Annotated in this window: 12 protein-coding genes and 2 pseudogenes; 6 read left to right on the top strand and 8 right to left on the bottom strand. The window is 65.6% G+C overall.

Annotated features, from left to right (window positions below; genetic code table 11):
- A partial coding sequence (locus NON22_RS01815) for an IS3 family transposase (protein ID WP_257385186.1) occupies positions 1-795 on the top strand: 795 nt, incomplete at its 5' end.
- A 40-nt stretch (positions 796-835) separates the two neighbouring features.
- Here the strand turns inward: NON22_RS01815 and NON22_RS01820 are convergent.
- The 3 genes and pseudogenes from NON22_RS01820 to NON22_RS01830 form a co-directional block, all read right to left on the bottom strand.
- A pseudogene (locus tag NON22_RS01820) lies at positions 836-1815 on the bottom strand (transposase family protein); the annotation flags it as partial.
- Between the two features lie 225 nt (positions 1816-2040).
- Positions 2041-2640 carry a helix-turn-helix transcriptional regulator gene (locus tag NON22_RS01825; RefSeq protein ID WP_257385187.1) on the bottom strand — a complete coding sequence of 200 codons (600 nt, stop codon included), beginning with the start codon at positions 2638-2640 and terminating at the stop codon, positions 2041-2043.
- The gene (locus NON22_RS01830; RefSeq protein WP_257385188.1) at positions 2621-3382 is read right to left on the bottom strand and encodes a cytochrome b/b6 domain-containing protein; all 762 of its coding nucleotides are present in this window, start codon (positions 3380-3382) and stop codon (positions 2621-2623) included. The genes NON22_RS01825 and NON22_RS01830 overlap by 20 nt, the downstream gene beginning before the upstream one ends.
- 507 nt (positions 3383-3889) lie before the next feature.
- Here NON22_RS01830 and NON22_RS01835 point away from each other — a divergent pair.
- From NON22_RS01835 to NON22_RS01850, 4 genes and pseudogenes are all read left to right on the top strand, one after another.
- Positions 3890-7432 carry an RHS repeat-associated core domain-containing protein gene (locus NON22_RS01835; RefSeq protein ID WP_257385189.1) on the top strand — a complete coding sequence of 1181 codons (3543 nt, stop codon included), beginning with the start codon at positions 3890-3892 and terminating at the stop codon, positions 7430-7432.
- Between the two features lies 1 nt (position 7433).
- Positions 7434-7706, top strand: coding sequence for a hypothetical protein (locus tag NON22_RS01840; RefSeq protein WP_257385190.1), 273 nt, complete (start codon positions 7434-7436; stop codon positions 7704-7706).
- Between the two features lie 270 nt (positions 7707-7976).
- Entirely contained in the window at positions 7977-8249 is a 273-nt protein-coding gene (locus NON22_RS01845) for a hypothetical protein (RefSeq protein ID WP_257385191.1), read from the top strand.
- A gap of 64 nt (positions 8250-8313) precedes the next feature.
- Positions 8314-8422: pseudogene (locus NON22_RS01850) on the top strand (IS5/IS1182 family transposase); the annotation flags it as partial.
- Between the two features lie 157 nt (positions 8423-8579).
- Here NON22_RS01850 and lnt read toward each other — a convergent pair.
- The 5 genes from lnt to NON22_RS01875 form a co-directional block, all read right to left on the bottom strand.
- On the bottom strand, positions 8580-11072 hold the full coding sequence (lnt, locus tag NON22_RS01855) for an apolipoprotein N-acyltransferase (protein ID WP_257385192.1): 2493 nt from the start codon (positions 11070-11072) through the stop codon (positions 8580-8582).
- Positions 11072-11278, bottom strand: a complete 207-nt coding sequence (locus tag NON22_RS01860) for a hypothetical protein (protein WP_257385193.1) — start codon at positions 11276-11278, stop codon at positions 11072-11074. The genes lnt and NON22_RS01860 overlap by 1 nt, the downstream gene beginning before the upstream one ends.
- An 83-nt stretch (positions 11279-11361) precedes the next feature.
- A complete protein-coding gene (locus tag NON22_RS01865; protein WP_257385194.1) occupies positions 11362-12102 on the bottom strand; it encodes a hypothetical protein in 741 nt (246 codons plus the stop codon).
- A 20-nt stretch (positions 12103-12122) separates the two neighbouring features.
- Positions 12123-13160 carry an SGNH/GDSL hydrolase family protein gene (locus tag NON22_RS01870; RefSeq protein ID WP_257385195.1) on the bottom strand — a complete coding sequence of 346 codons (1038 nt, stop codon included), beginning with the start codon at positions 13158-13160 and terminating at the stop codon, positions 12123-12125.
- A gap of 714 nt (positions 13161-13874) precedes the next feature.
- A complete protein-coding gene (locus NON22_RS01875; RefSeq protein WP_257385196.1) occupies positions 13875-14432 on the bottom strand; it encodes a DUF1579 family protein in 558 nt (185 codons plus the stop codon).
- 1457 nt (positions 14433-15889) lie between these two features.
- Between NON22_RS01875 and NON22_RS01880 the strand changes: the two genes are divergently transcribed.
- Positions 15890-16759 (top strand): NPP1 family protein, encoded by an 870-nt coding sequence (locus NON22_RS01880; protein WP_257385197.1) that lies wholly within the window; start codon positions 15890-15892, stop codon positions 16757-16759.
- The last annotated feature ends 117 nt before the right edge of the window (positions 16760-16876 follow it).

Raw genomic sequence — 16876 nt, forward strand, 5'->3', positions numbered from 1 at the left:
GCCGATCCGGAGCTGCGCCCGAAGCGGGCGTGGAAGGACGACGCGCTGTGCGCCGAGATTCGTCGCGTGTTCGACGAGAACAAACAGGTTTACGGCGTGCGCAAGGTCTGGAAGCAGTTGGTCCGCGAGGGCTACCGCGTGGCGCGCTGCACGGTGCAGCGGCTGATGCAGCGGCTGGGCCTGGCGGGAGTGGTTCGCGGCAAGGCGATCAAGACCACGATCAGCGACAAGGCGACACCGTGTCCGCGCGATCAGGTGAACCGACAATTCAAGTCGGATCGTCCCAACGCGCTGTGGGTCAGCGACTTCACCTATGTCTCGACCTGGACCGGATTCGTTTACGTCGCCTTCGTCATCGACGTGTTTGCGCGGCGCATCATCGGATGGAAGGTCTCGGCCTCAGCCCGCACGGACTTCGTGCTCGATGCCCTGGAGCAGGCGCTACACGCGCGTCGACCGACCGAAGGCGGACTGATCCACCACAGCGATCGTGGAGTGCAGTATGTGTCGATCCGCTACACCGAGCGCCTTGCTGAGGCCGGCATCGAGCCCTCCGTCGGCAGCGTTGGTGATTCCTACGACAACGCGCTGGCAGAAACGATCAACGGCTTGTACAAGGCCGAAGTGATCCACCGGCGCTCCTGGAAGAACCTGCAGGAAGTCGAACTGGCCACGCTGGATTGGGTGGACTGGTTCAACCACCAGCGCCTGCTGGGGCCAATCGGCAACATCCCACCCGCCGAAGCCGAAGCGAACTACTATCAGCAGCAGCGTGAGCTCGCCATGGCGGCGTGACTCACACCAACGAGTCTCCGGGATTCCCGGGGCGGTTCAGGCTGTAGAGATCCAGGATCAGGTAGAGATAGAACCATCGCCCGGTGACGTGCGAGGCCAGCCAGGTTACGTCCCAGCACCAGACCTGACCCGGCGCCGTCGCCACGTGCGTGGTGGGCACGCGGGCGGCGGTAGGCGCCTTGGCGCGGCCTCGATGCGTGGTTTGCTGGTGCGCGCGCAACACACGATGAAAGCTCGATTCGCTGGCGATGTAGCGCCCTTCATCGGCCAGGATGGGGACGATCTGGGCGGGCGGTAACGCTGCGAAACGCGGCTCATTGGCGATGCTCAGAATCTGCGCCTGTTCCGCGTCGCTCAATGCATGAGCCGGACGCGGATGAATGGCATGCGGACGCTGGTCGCCGCGTTCTACGCCGTCTACCGCTTTCCAGCGCTGCAGCGTGCGCACATCGATACCCGCCAGCCGGCAGGCCGGAGCCAAGCGTGCCCCGCTGGCCTGTGCCACGCCAATGTCGTTGGCCATCCGCTGGCGATCTTCCTTCGCGATCATTCGTCCGCGTCCTTGTGGAAGATCGCCGAGAGTTTTTTTGACAGCACCAGCAACGCCGCTGTCTCTGCCAGCGCCTTGTCCTTGCGCCGCAGCTCGCGCTCCAGATCCTTGATCTGCCGGCGCTCCGCTGCCGTCGTCGATTCGTTGGCTGCACGATGACCCGGCACTTCCAGCGCTCCCGTCGCGGCTTCTCGCCACTCCACCAGCTCACTCGGGAAAATCCCGTGCCGACGACACCACGCCGCCTTGTCTTCCTCGCTCATTCCTGCCGTCGCAAGAATCGCTTCAAAGCGCGCGACCGCCGTCCAACCTCCGCTCTTCTGGCCCTTCGCCAAGGCCTCGCTACGCCACCGCTCCAGCGTCTCTGCCGAAACACCAGCCCCCCGCGACACCACACTCACATCCGCACTCTCCAGCGGCAGCAAGCGCGCCACCATCCGATCTTTAAACGCTTGTCCGTATCGAGCCACGTTCTACTTTCCTTCGCCCCAGCTTGGTGAGTTTATCGGGGCGACAACTATTCTGACGCCGGGGGAGGGCAGCGGATCGTACGTACCGCTGAATCGACGCCGCTGTTGGATACAGGACGAGATCGCCCCGCCCGTCCGACCTGACGGAGCGCACTGCGCGCCGGATTGCCGTTCATCGCCTTTCGCGCAGCCAGCAGACGAAACGGCACCGGTCGACACGCCCTGTCATTCCGGAAGTCGATCGGCTTCCGTTGTCATCACCGCCACCGACGGCACCAGCAGATCCTCGAGGAAGAACGCCGACAGCTCGGAGCGTCCGCCGAGGCCGGCCTTCGCATAGATGGCCGCCGACTGCGCGCGCACGGTTTTTTCGCCGGTGCCGCGCAGGTCGGCGATGTCCTTGAGGCTCAGCCCCTTCAACAGCAGGAAGGCGATCTCCTTTTCGGCGGCCGACAGTTTCCAGTCGTCGAGCTGCCGGTCGATCGAGCGCGCGAGCCCTTCGATCTGCCTGCGCGCCTGCGCCTGCCAGGCGGCCGCCTGCGCACGATAGGCCGACAGGTCACTCGCCTGCCGGGCCAGCCGCCGCCGCAGGCGCACGGTGCCGTGCAGCAGGTAAAGCGCGCCGGCGGCCGCGGCGACGCCGGCGACGATCTCGATCGCGACGTGCCAGACGGAGGCGCCCTGGTGCAGGTCGGTGGCGACGTCGATCGTCACCAGGACGGCAATCAGCAGCAGCACGGCGACCACGATGCCGCGTTCGCGCGCGCTCACCGCCGGGATGGTCGGCCCCGTGGCGTCCGCGCCGTCAGTGCTTCTCGCGTTCATCGTCATCCTCGTGTTCGCCCGCGGCCTCGCCTGCCTCGGCGCCGCCGCGGGATTCCTGATCCCCTTCCCGCAATACCAGGCGGGTGCCGAACACGTCGAGCGTACCGCTGGCCGGATCGTAGCGGCGCAGCAGCTGTCCGCCCGTGCCGGCGAGCACGACGAGCATCAGCGCGGCGGCAATGCCGCGGGCCGGCACACCCGGCGTGCCGGCCGGCAGGTCGCGCTTGCGGCCCGTCAGCATGCTCAGCGGCAAGGCTTCGCGGTGCGTGAGGCCGTGCACGACCAGCCCCGCCAGATGCAGCAGTACCACCGCCAGGAACAGGTTGGCCATCAGTTCGTGCGCCTCTTCCACCCAGCCGGGCGCCACGCCGCCGGCCATGGCCAGGCCGCTGGCGCCCAACGCGACGGCCAAGGTCATCATCGTCAGTGCGGCCCAGCTCGAGGCGGGATTGTGGCCCGCCCACCGGCGGCCGCCGCCGGAGACCACGCCTTTCAGATAACCCGCGAGCTGTCGCGGGGAGAGCGTCAGGTCCGACAGCCGCGCATGGCGCGTGCCGACCAGCCCCCAGACCAACCGGGCCAGCACGGCCACGCTCAAGGTCATTCCCGCGAGCATGTGCCAGGCGAACCGCGACGACTCGTCGTCGACGAGGTTCGCGATGGCATAGGCCGCCACGAACAGCGCGGCGAAACACCAATGGAACACCCGCGTGGGCAGGTCGTAGACGCGAACCGTATTCATGGAGTCATCTCCGGAAGCGAGGGGCCTCCAGACTGCAGCGGCGCCACGATTCGGGCATCGGGCGGATGCCGCATTCCGGCGCTCAATCGGTCTTCTTGCGGCATTGGTACAAGACCCGGACGTTTCGCCAGCTTGCCTTCGCATCAGTCCATCCGGCTCCCTGGCCGGTCCAGGCAGCGCGTTGTTTCACCACACAAAGCCGCTTTGGCGAGCGGCCGAGGATCGCGGCATTCGTGTTCGTGGAAGCCAGTTTCTCCATGGGACAGCCCGCCATTTTGGAGTGCGGCCGCGCCGTTCCGAAGTTTCTTGACGCGGGTGCAGCCCTCCGTCCCTTCACTTCCAAGTCGACGCCGCTATAGTTGGTCCGCACGACGCGATCGGCCCATCCCTACTCGGCCGAACGGAATGTCCTCGACATCGGCGGAAGCGATGACGCAAGCCTTCAGGACGAATGCAGGCCCTAACGAACCAGGCGAGCTGCGGAAGCCGCCTGCGTTTCGAGGAACGTTGGCCGCGCTGGCAGCGCTGGCAGCGCTATCGTTCACCGCGGTAATCGTTGCAGCGGTTGCAAACTCATACTTTCCCGCCGCGCCATCAGCGGCAGCTCCCGTCACGGCCAACCCGACGAAACCGACGACGAGCGACTCCACGGTCACGCCGAGCGGTGCGGCTCCGACGATCGCACGACTACCCGAATCGGAGCCGGCGCCTACCCTGCTCGCCTCGGCGCCGCAGCAATCCGATCCGGCCGCGTCCGTCTGCCGCCAGACCTGGACCTACGACAGCGAAGGCAACGTCCTGACCCATACCGATCGTCGCGGCATCGCGACGATCAACGCCTACGATCGCGAGAACCGCCTGGTCAGCGAATCCCGCGCGGGCCTGATGCTGCTGTCGATCGAGCGCGACGCCGACGGCAATGCGCGCCGGCAGACCGACGCGCTGGGCCGCGTCACCACCTTCACGTACGACAAGGCCAATCGCAAACTCAGCGAGGACCGCAGCGGCCTGGCCGTCGAGCGCTGGACCTATACGCCGCTCGGCGACGTCGCCACGTACACCGATGCCGATGGCCGCACGACCACGAATACGTACACGGTCCGGCGCCTGCTCGACTCCGAATCGCTGGCCGGCGAGACGACGCGTTATGCCTACGACGGTGCTGGTCATCGCACTTCGCGCGAACGACCGAGCGGACCGGATTCCATCTGGACTTACGCGTATGACGCGGCCGGCAATCTGGCCGCCGTCACGGATCCGAATGCGCACACGACGACGTTCGGCTACGACGCGAACGACAACCGCACGCGGGTCACCGACGCGAACGAGCACGTCACGACCTTCGCCTACGACGAACGCAACCGGCTGACGGGCAAGACCTATCCGGGCGGCGACCGCTGGCGCTGGGTCTACGACGGCGACGGCAATCGAATACGCAGCACGGCGCCGAACGGCCGCGTCACCGAAACCACCTACGACGCGCTCAATCGTCCGATGCAGACGACGTACCTTGGCGCACCTGCCGGCGAGGTGCAATCGACCGCCTACACCTACGACGGCAACGGCAACGTCCGCACGACCACCGAGACGGGTTCGGCCGGCACGCGCGCCGAAACGCGCGACTACGACGACTTCGACCGCCTGACCCAGGTCGTCGACGGCGACGGTCGATCCCTGCGCTACGCCTACGACGCCGTCGGCAACCGCACACGCCTGACCGATGCCGACGGCAACGACACGGTCTGGACCTACAACGACCTGAACCAGAACACGCGCGTGACCGTGCCGGGAATGGGAACGACGAGCCTGGGCTATGCACCCAGCGGCCGCGTGACCGAGGTCAGCCGACCCGACGGTTCGCTGACCGAACAGGCGTTTCTCGACAATGGCCGGCTGCAGAGCATCCGCCACAGCAAGGCCGGCCAGACCCTGGCCCGCTACGACTACGTCTATGACCCGAATGGCAACCGGACCGAGCAGCGCGAGTTCAACGGCGCGACGACGGCCGACACGACGCAGCGCACGCGCTACGTCTACGACGATGCCGACCGGCTCGTCGAAGTCCAGGAACCTAACCGGACGACGACTTACACGCTCGACGCCGTCGGCAACCGCATCGCCGAGCGTGTCGTCGACGGCAACGGCGTCGTCCTCAGCGACTCCATCCTGACCTACGACGAACGCGACCAGCTGACCAGCCGCCGCGATCCGGCCGCCGACGTCCACGTCGACCAGACCTGGGATACGAACGGCAATCTCGCGACGCAGACCGTCGACGGCCAGCCGCCACGCGTCTACACCTACGACGCGCGGGACCGACTCGTCGGACTGACTCTGCCCAATTCACCGAACGGCCCGGCCACGTTGCGCTTCGCCTATCACGCCGACGGCCTGCGCCGCGAGAAGACCGACGGCGTCACGACGACGCGCTACCAGTACGACGGTCAGAGCTTGCTCGCCGAGACCAACGCGATCGGCAACACCCTGCGCCAGTTCCACTACAGCGCGACGCAGCTGATCGGCCAGACCCAGGCCGGCACGACGCCGGTCCACCGCCACGTGCTGCTCGATGCCCTGCGCTCGCCGATCGCATTGCTCGATCCGACCGGCCTCGTCACCGCCAGAACCAGCTACGACGCGTTCGGCGAGATCCGCGCGCAACTCGGCGCAAACGGCACGCTGGCGACGCCGGACCGCGACGCCGCCCATGCGGAACTCGTCAGCACCGACAACCAGCCGATCGGCTTCACGGGCTATCTCAAAGACAGGGAGTCCGGCCTCTACTACGCGAAAGCGCGCTACTACGACCCGGCGACGGCGCGGTTCACGACCGAAGATCCCGAGCCCGGCAGGGATCTCGAGCCGCCGAGTCTGCATCGGTATCTCTACGCCTACGCGAATCCAACGGCCTACACCGATCCGACAGGACGAGAAATCTGGAACGCGCAAATGTTCCGCCTGAACCAGATGGTCTATGAGGCCGACCCCGCTCGCTTGGCGAAAGCCAGAGCCGACTACGCCGAGGAGTCCGTGAGGCAACAGGCGCGAGCCGATGAAGTCGGTGCTCGCCTCTCCGGCATGGCTGAAGGACTGGGAGCACTCGCGACAAACACCCTGCTTGGCTTTCTCGAAGGTCGAGACGATCCTCTTGAGCCCCTAAGCACGGCCATGAACAACGGAATCGGCGATACGCTCGGCAAGGTCGCACATCCGATTGACCGCGTCTACAGCCCGATCCACGAGAAATTCGACAGGGCTGATGCGCTTGACCGGCTCGGAGCTACCTATGACGCCGAGCGCATACGGCATTCCGGCCTGTTGGATGGCGAAAGCGCTGCATTCTCTATGGCCAGCGCCACGGCCGGCGTGAAAGCGATGCTCAACGGTGTCGCCAGCGGCGCTGCCAAAAGAGCCACCACTGATGCTGCATTTGGAGCGCGTATCGATCGCGATCTTGCTGGGCAGAAAGTCTGGCAACGGTCTCGGGCAACTACGATCACCGAAGCCAGTGACGGGACGCTTGCAGCAGCCAATCTCAATGCAACCGCCAGCTACCACCAGACCACTCATCTTTGGAAGCCAAACCCAGGCGGACCACGAACGATAGCTGAAGCCCGGGAAATAGCGGAAATGAACGGCGCGTACATCGAAGACGACATTCATTTCATCCCCGTTGCTGACGACATATATGATCAGCGATTCGGAGATTCATACGCTTCGTTCGGGCAAGTAAAAGCAAAATCCAATGCAACCGCGGTCCCATGGCGCGCAAGCAGTCCCACAACATCAGCCATCATGGACCACACTGGGAAAATCAATGTATGGGTTCGCCAGTCCATCCTTGACAGCGATCAAGCGATTACTGCGGTTTTTAGTCACGAAACATTCGAAATCGAGATTCTTCGTGAAGTTTTTCAAAGGAACGGAGGCTCATTGCCCGCAGGTGTCTACTACGATCTCACGAGAGCAGGCAAAGCCGACAATCCACACTGGCAAGCTGTCGATCATGGGGACGAGCTAGTATGGAAGATACAAACTGGTAGCCAATGAAATGATTCCGTACATCAATGAATTTATTGAAATGAATCTGCGTGGCGAGTTTCAGACCTGGGAGCTTGCGGCTTATGTTGTAAAGCAGCTGTCCAAGTCTTGCTTGCAGAGCGACTTTGACGAACTCCCTGATTGGCTGAAGGCCGGTGTGAGAGAAGAAATTGATTCGTACAAGGCTTGTGGCGGCTGGATTATCTTTCGGAGCAACAGTGAGCCTGAGGACTACGCACCTTACGCTGACGATGTCATCCGAAAATTTGACCTGAGCAACTAAAAATCACTGATGGACCTGAGAATTTTTGACACTCACAATTCAAATTCCTCCGATACATCTTCCGGACCCATCCGACGCATCGCGACCGCCAGCCTGCAATTCTGACCCTATGACGACAGCCGCCCCAACTTTTCCAGAGGAACGGCAGATCCCTGGCCGCAGCAACCTATCGAGACTTAACGAGACCTGGAAAAGCTGATAATCCACACTGGCAAGCTGTCGATTTTGGGGATGAACTAGTGTGGAAGATGCTCGACGGCAGGAAATAGGATGATCCCTTACATCAAAGAGTTTATTGAAATGAACCTGCGTGGCGAGTTCCCAACATGGGAGCTTTCAGCCTATGTAGTTAAAAAAATGTCGGAATCCGGCACTCAAAATGATTTCGATGAACTACCCGACTGGCTGAGGGAAGGCGTAAGAAAGGAAATTGCTTCCTACAAAGCCTCCGGAATCTGGTTTATCCTTCAGAGCAACAGCGAAGGTGAGGACTATTCGCCTTACGCAGAAGAAGTCCTCCGAAGATTCGACCTAAGAAGCTAGGGAACCCCTGAACAAGTCCTTGCGTTGAGATAGAGCCACCCCGATCAGGAACCGATCATGTCGCATGAGCTTCGATGATTCGGAATACACGAGCAAGCGCAAACGGACGCGACGCGAGATGTTTCTGGCGGAGATGGAGCAGATTGATTCCGTGGGCGATCCTGTTGAACCTTCCCTAAGCCAAATTTGCAGGCGACACTCAGCGCACCACCCCTGACAACGAATTCCTTCACGCCGGGACAATTTTTGTTGGCGACAGCCTCAAGCGCAAACACGTCCGTCGCTAACCATTCTGCCTTTCAGGCTTCGGCGTCTTGATCGGCGTCGTCGCTACCCAGACAACAACCGAACCGCCAACCACGCCGGCGGACCGACGTAGAACACCACCCGGCTCAGCGCCGCGAGCGTGCGGCGCACCGCGCGGGCGCGCGCCGGCCACGGCAGCACCGCGAAGTGTCCCGCCTCGACGACGACGCGCAGCACGGCGGCGAACAGCATCAGGCCGATGGACCAGGCGGCCCACCAGACCAGCAGCCCGGTGAGCCATGCGGCGAGGCCGTAGGTGTAGTACTCGCCGAAGGTGCCGCCGAAGGCGATGTGCTGGTGCAGGCGGAAGGCCGGCAGCGCCGGCAGCAGCGGGAACAGTACGAACTTGACCAATGGATGATCGAGCCGCGGCCACGTCGCGAGCGCGCGCACCGTGGCGTAGTCGGCGAGGCGGGTCGCGGCCGCCCCTTCCAGGCGCGCGGGCGATCCGGCACTGCTCAACGCGCGCAGCAATGCGTGAATGTCGGCGACGGCGATGCCGTGCGCGAATCGCGCGCCGGACGCGAGCAGCAGGTCCATGCCGGTGCCGGGCAGCGGAATCCGCCAGGGCTGCGCCGCGACGATGCGATCCACGGGCACCTCGATACGCTGATGGCGTTGCTGCAGCACGAGCAGGTCCGTCTCGACGCGCGCCCGCGCGGCGAACGCGCGCTGGATCGTCCACGCTGCAACGGCCGGCGCCAGCGTCGCCGCGGCGAAGATCTGCAATTGCCCCAGCGAGTTCACCTGCAGGCCGTCGCGCAGCAGCATGCGCAGGGCCAGCCACAGCAGGCCGGCGCCGGCGCCGACGCGCAGCAGCGCAGCCGCGACGCGCCAGCCCGGCGTCAGCAGCACGACGTCGACGACGCTCGGAACCGCCGCCGCCGCGGCACCCGCATCCGTACGCCGATCCGCATCCGCCCGGCGTTCGCGCCAGAAGCGCGCGGCCAACACGATCGCGAGCGTCAGCAGGAAAACGCCCGCAGCGCCGCCCACCCAGTCGCCCCAGCGCACCATCACCGTCGGCGGCGGATCGCGCAGCGGCACTTCGCCCGCGAGCACGGCGCGATCGCCCATCGCCGTGCTCGCGAGCACTTCGCCGGTCGGATCGACGAACGCGCTGAGGCCGTTCGTGGTCACGCGCAATTGCGGCAGGCGCGTCTCGATGCTGCGGAACGCCGCCACGGCCAGGTGCAGGCGTGCGCCGATCGGATGCTCGGTGAACCACGCATCGTTGGACAGTCCGACGATGGCCTGCGCACCCAGACGCGCGCCGTCGATCGCGAGCCCGGGCCGCACGTCGTCGAGGCAGATCAGCGGTACCACGTTGAGCTCGCGCCCGTCCGCGGCACGCAGCGGCATCACGCGCGCGCCGGAGCCGGGCTGCCACGTACCGGCCCACGGCAGCCAGCGGCGCAGCCACGGACCGTCCAGCCAGGCCGGCACGTGTTCGGTCAGCGGAAACGGATGGGTCTTGCGATAGGTGCCGATCACGCCGGCGCCCGGCGCCAGGAACGCGGCCGCGTTGTACTCGCCCGCGGCATCGCGATCGTAGGTGCCGAACACCAGCGACACCTTCGCGGCCGCGGCGAACGCGAGGATCTCGCGATCCAGCGCTGCGCCGTCTTCGCTGCGCGGCTGGCCGAACGTGGTCGGATAGACCGTCTCCGACCACAGCACCGCATCCGCGTGGTGATGTTCGATCGCCGCGCGCGACAGCGCGAAGTGGGTGTCCAATACTTCGCGCACGACGGCATAGGTGCCGCGCTCGCGCCGCTGGCGTTCGTAGTCGACGATATTTGCCTGCACCATCGCAATACGCAGGGACGCGGCCGGCGCGCCGAGCGCCGATTCGATCGTGGAAAGCCGCAGCGCGCCGTAGCCCGCCATCAGCGCCGGTACCGCAGCTGCGAGCGCGAGCGGCCGCAGCACGATGCGGAGGCTTTCGCGTCGTTGCGCGACGGCCTGCGCAAGCGCTTCGTTGACGAGGATCAGCAGGAACGTGATGCCGGCGGCGCCGCCGAGGTCCGCGACCTGCCGCAGCCACACTGCGGGCAGAAGGCCGTGGCCCAAGGTGTCGCCGAGCAGCTTCGGCCAGAGTCCTTCGCACGCGACCCAGGCCGCGGCGCCGGCGAGCGCACGCAGGACGAACCCGTGGCGCCGCCCGGTGAGATGGCGCACCACGGCGAACACGATCACCTGCGGCTGCAGCACGGGCGCGAGCGCGCACAGCGCGAGCACCGCAGGTACCGTGCCGATGCCCATGTAGGCATCGAGCGCCGCGCCGAACCACAGGAACACGGCCGCGACGAACGCGACGCTCATGAGCCAGCCGCCGAGCAGGGCGCCGGCAATGGTGCGCGCGCCGTTCGCGGCGAGCAGCCACGGCACGAGCGCGACGAAACCCAGCACCCACGCGTGGCCGCCGCGCGCATAAAAGCCGAGCAATACGGCGCTCGCGACGACACCGGCGAACACGCGCCCGATGGCGCGCGGCGGCGCAAGGAATGCACGCATCACGGCGCGCACCTTCGCCATCTGCTCAGCAGAGCCTCTGCGACGATGCGCATCGCGTTCGACGCGAGCAGCCACGGGACCAGCGCGACGAAGCCCAGCACTCCCGCGTCACTGTCGCGCGCATGGACGCCCAGCGAAGCCGCGCTCGAGACGATGCCGGCAAGCCTGCGCCAGGCGGCGCGCCACGGCGCGAGGAATGCGCGCATCAGGCCAGTCCCATCAGAACGGACGCATCACGGCGCGCCCCCCGACGCAGACGCCTCGACGCGCCGCCTGCCGGGGCGACCCATCAAGGCTGGCGCTTCGCCGCAGTAATCGCGATTTCGCGGATCGGCAGTCCGGGCGGCGCCAGCTCGGGCGGCACGACCCGGTTCTCCGGAATCGCGATCTCGCGGCCGGATGCATCCACGAACTTGCCGTCGGGCGAGAACATCAGGATCGGCTCCAGCGGCTCGCCCTCGTCGGTCACCTGGTGATGGCGCACGTAGCCTGGCGGCAGGTCGAAGTCTTCCGGCACGGCGAGGCCCGGCAGCGGCGGATTCGTGCCGGGCGGATTGAACGCGCCGATGCCGGTGTGATCGCCCAGGTCGTGCAGAGCCTGGATGACTTCGGTCATCGTCGGCGCCGGCTCGCCGGGCGACACATAGGTCGCGATGTCATTGGGATCGCCGCTCGGCAAGTCGTCAGGATTGCGCGAGGTGGTGGACATGGCTGGCGCCGCGGCGTCGTGTTGCGGAAGGCGCGTTGCCGCCGCGGTGGCGGGCGTGGACGCCACCGCCGGCGGTTCGGCGGCCGCCAGGGTTGCGGTCACGGCGGGCGGCGCCGCATCCGCGTCGCTGCCACGCGCAACGATCGTGCGCGACGATCGCGGCGAGAGCACCACCGTCGCGATGCCCGCCACGACCAGGGTCGCGGCGAGCACCTTCACGACCGTCGCCGTCGAAAACATCGAGCGACGTTCGCGGATCACGCGCACACCATCGCCGTCCTCGACGGACGGCGTGGTGCGGTCAGGGCCGGAACCGTTCAATGGTATCGCTCGCCCGGCGATCAGGGCGTGGCCGGATTGTAGGTCGACAGCGACCAGCCCATGCGCTCGTGCCCGTAGTTGTTCCAGATCGGGCTCTTGCCGCCGGTGAAACTGGTATAGCGCGGCGCGCCGCTGCCGGTCGATCCGCCCCAGAGACCCGCGCTCACCGTGCCGCCGGTATAGGTCGGATGCACGTCGTCGGACTGGATGTAGTCGTAGCTGCTCGACGCGCTCACGAAATGCGTGTTCGCGTCGCGCAACGTCGATCGCAAGGTCGTCGCGATGCGCGTGACGTAGCTCGCCTCGCTCTCGCCGGCCACGTAGCGCAGCGCGGCGGAATCGATCTGGCCGTCGCCGTTGCTGTCGTAGTCGGCGCCCATGTACTGCGCGAAGTTGTCGGCGCACTGGAAGCCCTTCTGGCGCGCGTACTCGCACATCCAGTAGTTCATCGTCGCGATGGCCGGCAGGAAGCGGTCGCGCAGGTTCACCGTGGCGCCGGTCGCCGAGTCGCGGCACGAGCTCTGCACGTTGTCGGCGTTGTAGCCCGGGTAGTACAGGTTCGCGATGAGCTTGAGCTTCGTGTTCGCGTGGGCGTTCGCGTTGATGTAGTCCATCGCCTGCGCGACGTAGCTCTTGCAGGTGGCCACCGCGTTGTTCAGCACGCTGTAGTCGCAGGTGCCGGTCTGCGACTTGAAACTCGACCGCGCCTGCAGGCCGTCGTTGCCGCACATCTCGAACGTCACGACGCGCGTGGAACTGGCCTGCATGTACGAGCGTTCGGCCACGATCTTGTTCTGGTAGACGTCGGATGCCACCGCGCCCGACTTCGCGCGACGGATGTTCTCGATGTCCGCGTTCCACAGCGCGGACAGATACTCCGAGTCGACCGTCGGCGCGGAGTACTTGGCCGCGTTGCTGATCGAGCCGTTGTAGCCGGCGTAGATCGAATCGCCGTACGCCACGACACGGTACTTCGCCGTCGTTCCGGCGCGATCGACGGTCCACGAGACGTTCTGGTTCAGCGTATTGCCCAGAGCCTGGGTGCTCAGCAAAGCCAAGGCGACAGCCGGCAGCCACCGAACGGCGGCGCCGCAGAATGCGTTGTGCATGATCATCCCCACGAGGTCAGTGTGCATAGCGACGCGGAAACCGCACGGCTCCCGCGCTCCCGACGAACTGCAGCACTACTCGGCACGCGCCCTGACGGGCGTTCCCCTGGCCGCCGCGAAGACTAAATGTGGGAACTTGTGGAGGTCAATACGAGCGTTTGAATGACTTACGATGCAGCGCAACATGAAACTGGCGTGCGACGCAGCAGCGCGCGTTACGGGATTTGTGCACCGCAATCGGCATGCGTTCTGCGGCACCGGGCCGAGTCCCGGTCATCTCGTCCGCATCAGCGACGCCGTTGCCGCGTCACGGAGGTCCGCATCCATGACCCGCCAAGGCTCGTTCTATTCGCTGCGGCGCGACGTCGCGTCGGCCGAGCCGGTGATGTTCGCCTACGTGCTCGACACGCCGGCGCAGCGCGAGGCGCTGCAGGAAAAAAATGGCTCGACCGCATCGCGGCGATCCAGGCGCTCGGCGAGACGATCGCGTCGGCACAGCTCGAGGCGACCGGTTCGCGCTCGCACGGCGGCGTTCTCGACGCGCTCCCGATCCTGTCGCGCGACGTGCGCGGGCTCAGGGAAGCGCGGTTCCATCCGGAGCCGTAAGCCCCCGTTGCGGAGCGGCGTTGCGCCGCTCCGGCGCTGTGGCCCGACGCTATCGGATCATGACTTGCGCTTGGTGAAAACGATCGTGAGGAGCGCATGCGGCACGGGCTTCACGATGCCGAGCTGGTAGACCGTGAAGATCCGCGTGTCGCCCTTGAACTCCTCCGTCATCCGGTAGTCGACGAAGTGGCCCTGGCCGTCGGACTGCTTCGACGACCAGATCATGGTGTTCTCTTTCGCGTTCCAGTAGCCGTAGTCGGTTCGAACCGTCCTGTCGTTCGTATCCACCCAGGTGTCGACATAGGTCTTCGCCACCGGGTCGTAGCCCCAGACGCCGTGGCCCTCGTAGGCGGGAAACTTCTCGGTGGCGGGAATGCGGAATTCGTTGACGATCCAGTGGCCGTTCTCGAGCAGGCGATTCACTTGCACACCCGTGGCCGTGCCCGACGGCTTGTCGTTTTCATAGAACGTGACCGCGGCATCCCAGGTTCCCTCTTCCATCTTCAACGGCGCGTAGATTTCTTCCGGCGGCCTGGATGCCGGCGAGTCGGCGAGGCACGCGCCGGAGAACACGATCAGGCCGAAGGCGGCCTTCGCGAAGGTACTGATGGTCATCGGGACATCCTTGGTGGGTGGCAGCGTGGTGGGTGACAGCGCGCGATTCGCTGGAACTGCATGCACGCGAATGCGCTTGCCGCAGCAGGAACGGTGATTGGCGTCGTTTGCTGTCAGCCGCGCTCTGCGTCGCCCCATGCCGTGAACGGCCCGGGGCCCTGCGCGAGCGGTCGGCCGGCATCGGCTTTCCCGGAGAGCCGAGAACCCTGTCGCATTCGAGTGACGCGAGCATATCGGGCCGGCCGTCGCCTTCCATCCTCTCGGCGCCCCCGTTCACGCCCTGACCGCGCGAATGCGCAATGGCTGAAACGTCGGCGAAACCGGCAGCGCACCCACGGAGTTGTCCATGGGTAGGCGAAAGGCGTTTTCCGGGATGTCGCATCCGGTGTGCGTCGGCAGCAACCATGCTCGTTCGGGTGGATTCCGGTCATCGCCGGCTGCGCATTCCTCGTCGATGACTGCCGGTTACCCGCCGGCGAGTAATTGGCACTCATCGTCGAGTGACGCGCAGGCACGCGTGACTGATATTCGGTCTCGCGCGACTGCCGATCCGTCTCCGACGACCGCCGGTCAGGCAACGACGAGTGGCGGCCACTATCCGCTGAGTGCCGCCCGGGCTCGCGTGACTGGCATTCAGTCGCGGGAGCCTGGAAATCCGTCATGGCTGGGCGGCCCTCAATCATCGCTGACTGAAAACAGGCATCGTGCACGGTCTTCGGCTCGGAAGCGGGTCGCGCCGCGTCCGCAGGGGCGCATTACCAGGACCGCCGGCGCCGGCGGCTCGCGACCGGCACCTCGCCTCTCGTCATGACCTCGGCCGCTATCGCAGGCCGCGGCGGCGGTCTTCCGCGTCACGGCAATGCCCGCCCCCCGGACGATGCATGCCGCAGCGCGCGCCCGGTGCGACGCCCCTGCCGGAGACCCAAGGCCGGGCGGCGTCCCGCGGTTACCGCTCGGCAGTCCGCGACGACACATGGCGACGAACATCGGTGATAGGAACCGCGTCCGCTCTTCGCTCTTGCCTGTTAGCGACAGTGCGTTGTGGATAAATATGCAACGTTCACTCGCGGTTGACGCCCTACCCTTCTTCCGTCGCCCCTGGAGGACACGACTCGTACCGATTGACACCCGGCAGCGCTGCGTCGCGCGTCCCGCCCATGCCCGGCCGCCGCGGCGCAGCTGCCGGCACAGCCCTGCCCGGCCGCAGTGGTCGTGCCACGGAAGGCATCGGGCAGCGCCCGCCGCGTGCGCTTGCAGGGAATGAATGCACCCAGTCGACGCAGGACCGCCAGGACGGCGATCCGGGCATGGCGCCGATGTATCAAACTTTTATTTTGCATAATGCAACAACCCGCCTCCGCTCCAGCTTCGTTTCGGAAACCGTCCGTCCAGACTTTCCTGCGCGGCAAAACCGGCAGGGAAATTCGGCTGCACTCCCCCTTGAATGAGGAATAGCCATGACATCGCCATTGCGCCCGTGGACTGCCCTGATCGGTCTCGTCGCGATCACCTGCGTCCAATCCACGGCCATCGCCGACAAGGCCTGCGAGGCCAGTTGGGCAAAAGTCGACAGTTGCAGCAGCGGGAAGGATCCGGCCTGCCTTGCGCCCTTGCCGATCGACAAAGACCTAGAAGCCAGGAAGTGGGCGATCGGCTTCGACTACCGGCGCGACGGATGCCTGCCCTCCGCCGGCGTCAGTTTCGACGGCATACCGAACCCGGGGATCAAGCTGGGCGGCACGACGGACGGCCATTGCGCCTGGAAGAACCAGCTGGACTATTCGAACACCTACTACCGCGCGAAATGCGTGGTGTGGTCTCCGCCCGGCGAACCCCGCAACAGGACCTATTGCGCGCACCTGTACGCGCAGTATTTCGTCAAGGACCAGACCGGCAACGGCTGCATCACCGGTCCCGCCTGCGGGCATCGCAACGACTGGGAGTTCGGCATGGTCTGGACCACCGACGGCGAGCTCACGCACGCGAGCATCAGCGTGCACGGCGACGTGGACACCAAGAAGATCCAGAACGTGATCCACGACGGCAATACGGTCTACATGGTCTATCGGAAGAAGTCCTCCACTCACACCATGACCTTCGCCGAACCAGGCGAAAAACCGGTCAATCCCACCTGCAACTGGTTCACCCCGCCCATCGTGACCTGGGATCTCATGCACGGCGGCGCCAAGGCGGACAACAGCGAGCTCAAGAAAGTGCTGAACACGCACGACTACGGCCGCGCGAACGTCCCGTTCAACGACAAGAACTTCGTGAACAACATCCGCAAAGGCCTGCCCAAGAGCTATCCGCCCGCGAAGTTGTGGTGACCGGCGCCGGGGGCCGGTTCGCGCCCGGAAGTTCCCTGACGGATCCCGCCGTTCGCCAAGGCGACGGGACGGACCGATCCGCCGACGACCGCCGTGATTGGCCTCTTGGCCGAACTC

Origin of the sequence: Tahibacter caeni (assembly GCF_024609805.1) — a bacterium.
Classification (GTDB): Bacteria; Pseudomonadota; Gammaproteobacteria; order Xanthomonadales; family Rhodanobacteraceae; genus Tahibacter; species Tahibacter caeni.

Coding starts and splice junctions, on each gene's coding strand:
- NON22_RS01825 (WP_257385187.1), bottom strand. CDS start 2,640: ATGAACGCGAGAAGCACTGACGGCGCGGACGCCACGGGGCCGACCATC.
- NON22_RS01880 (WP_257385197.1), top strand. CDS start 15,890: ATGACATCGCCATTGCGCCCGTGGACTGCCCTGATCGGTCTCGTCGCG.
- NON22_RS01845 (WP_257385191.1), top strand. CDS start 7,977: ATGATCCCTTACATCAAAGAGTTTATTGAAATGAACCTGCGTGGCGAG.
- NON22_RS01875 (WP_257385196.1), bottom strand. CDS start 14,432: ATGACCATCAGTACCTTCGCGAAGGCCGCCTTCGGCCTGATCGTGTTC.
- NON22_RS01860 (WP_257385193.1), bottom strand. CDS start 11,278: ATGCGCGCATTCCTCGCGCCGTGGCGCGCCGCCTGGCGCAGGCTTGCC.
- NON22_RS01830 (WP_257385188.1), bottom strand. CDS start 3,382: ATGAATACGGTTCGCGTCTACGACCTGCCCACGCGGGTGTTCCATTGG.
- NON22_RS01840 (WP_257385190.1), top strand. CDS start 7,434: ATGATTCCGTACATCAATGAATTTATTGAAATGAATCTGCGTGGCGAG.
- lnt (WP_257385192.1), bottom strand. CDS start 11,072: ATGCGTGCATTCCTTGCGCCGCCGCGCGCCATCGGGCGCGTGTTCGCC.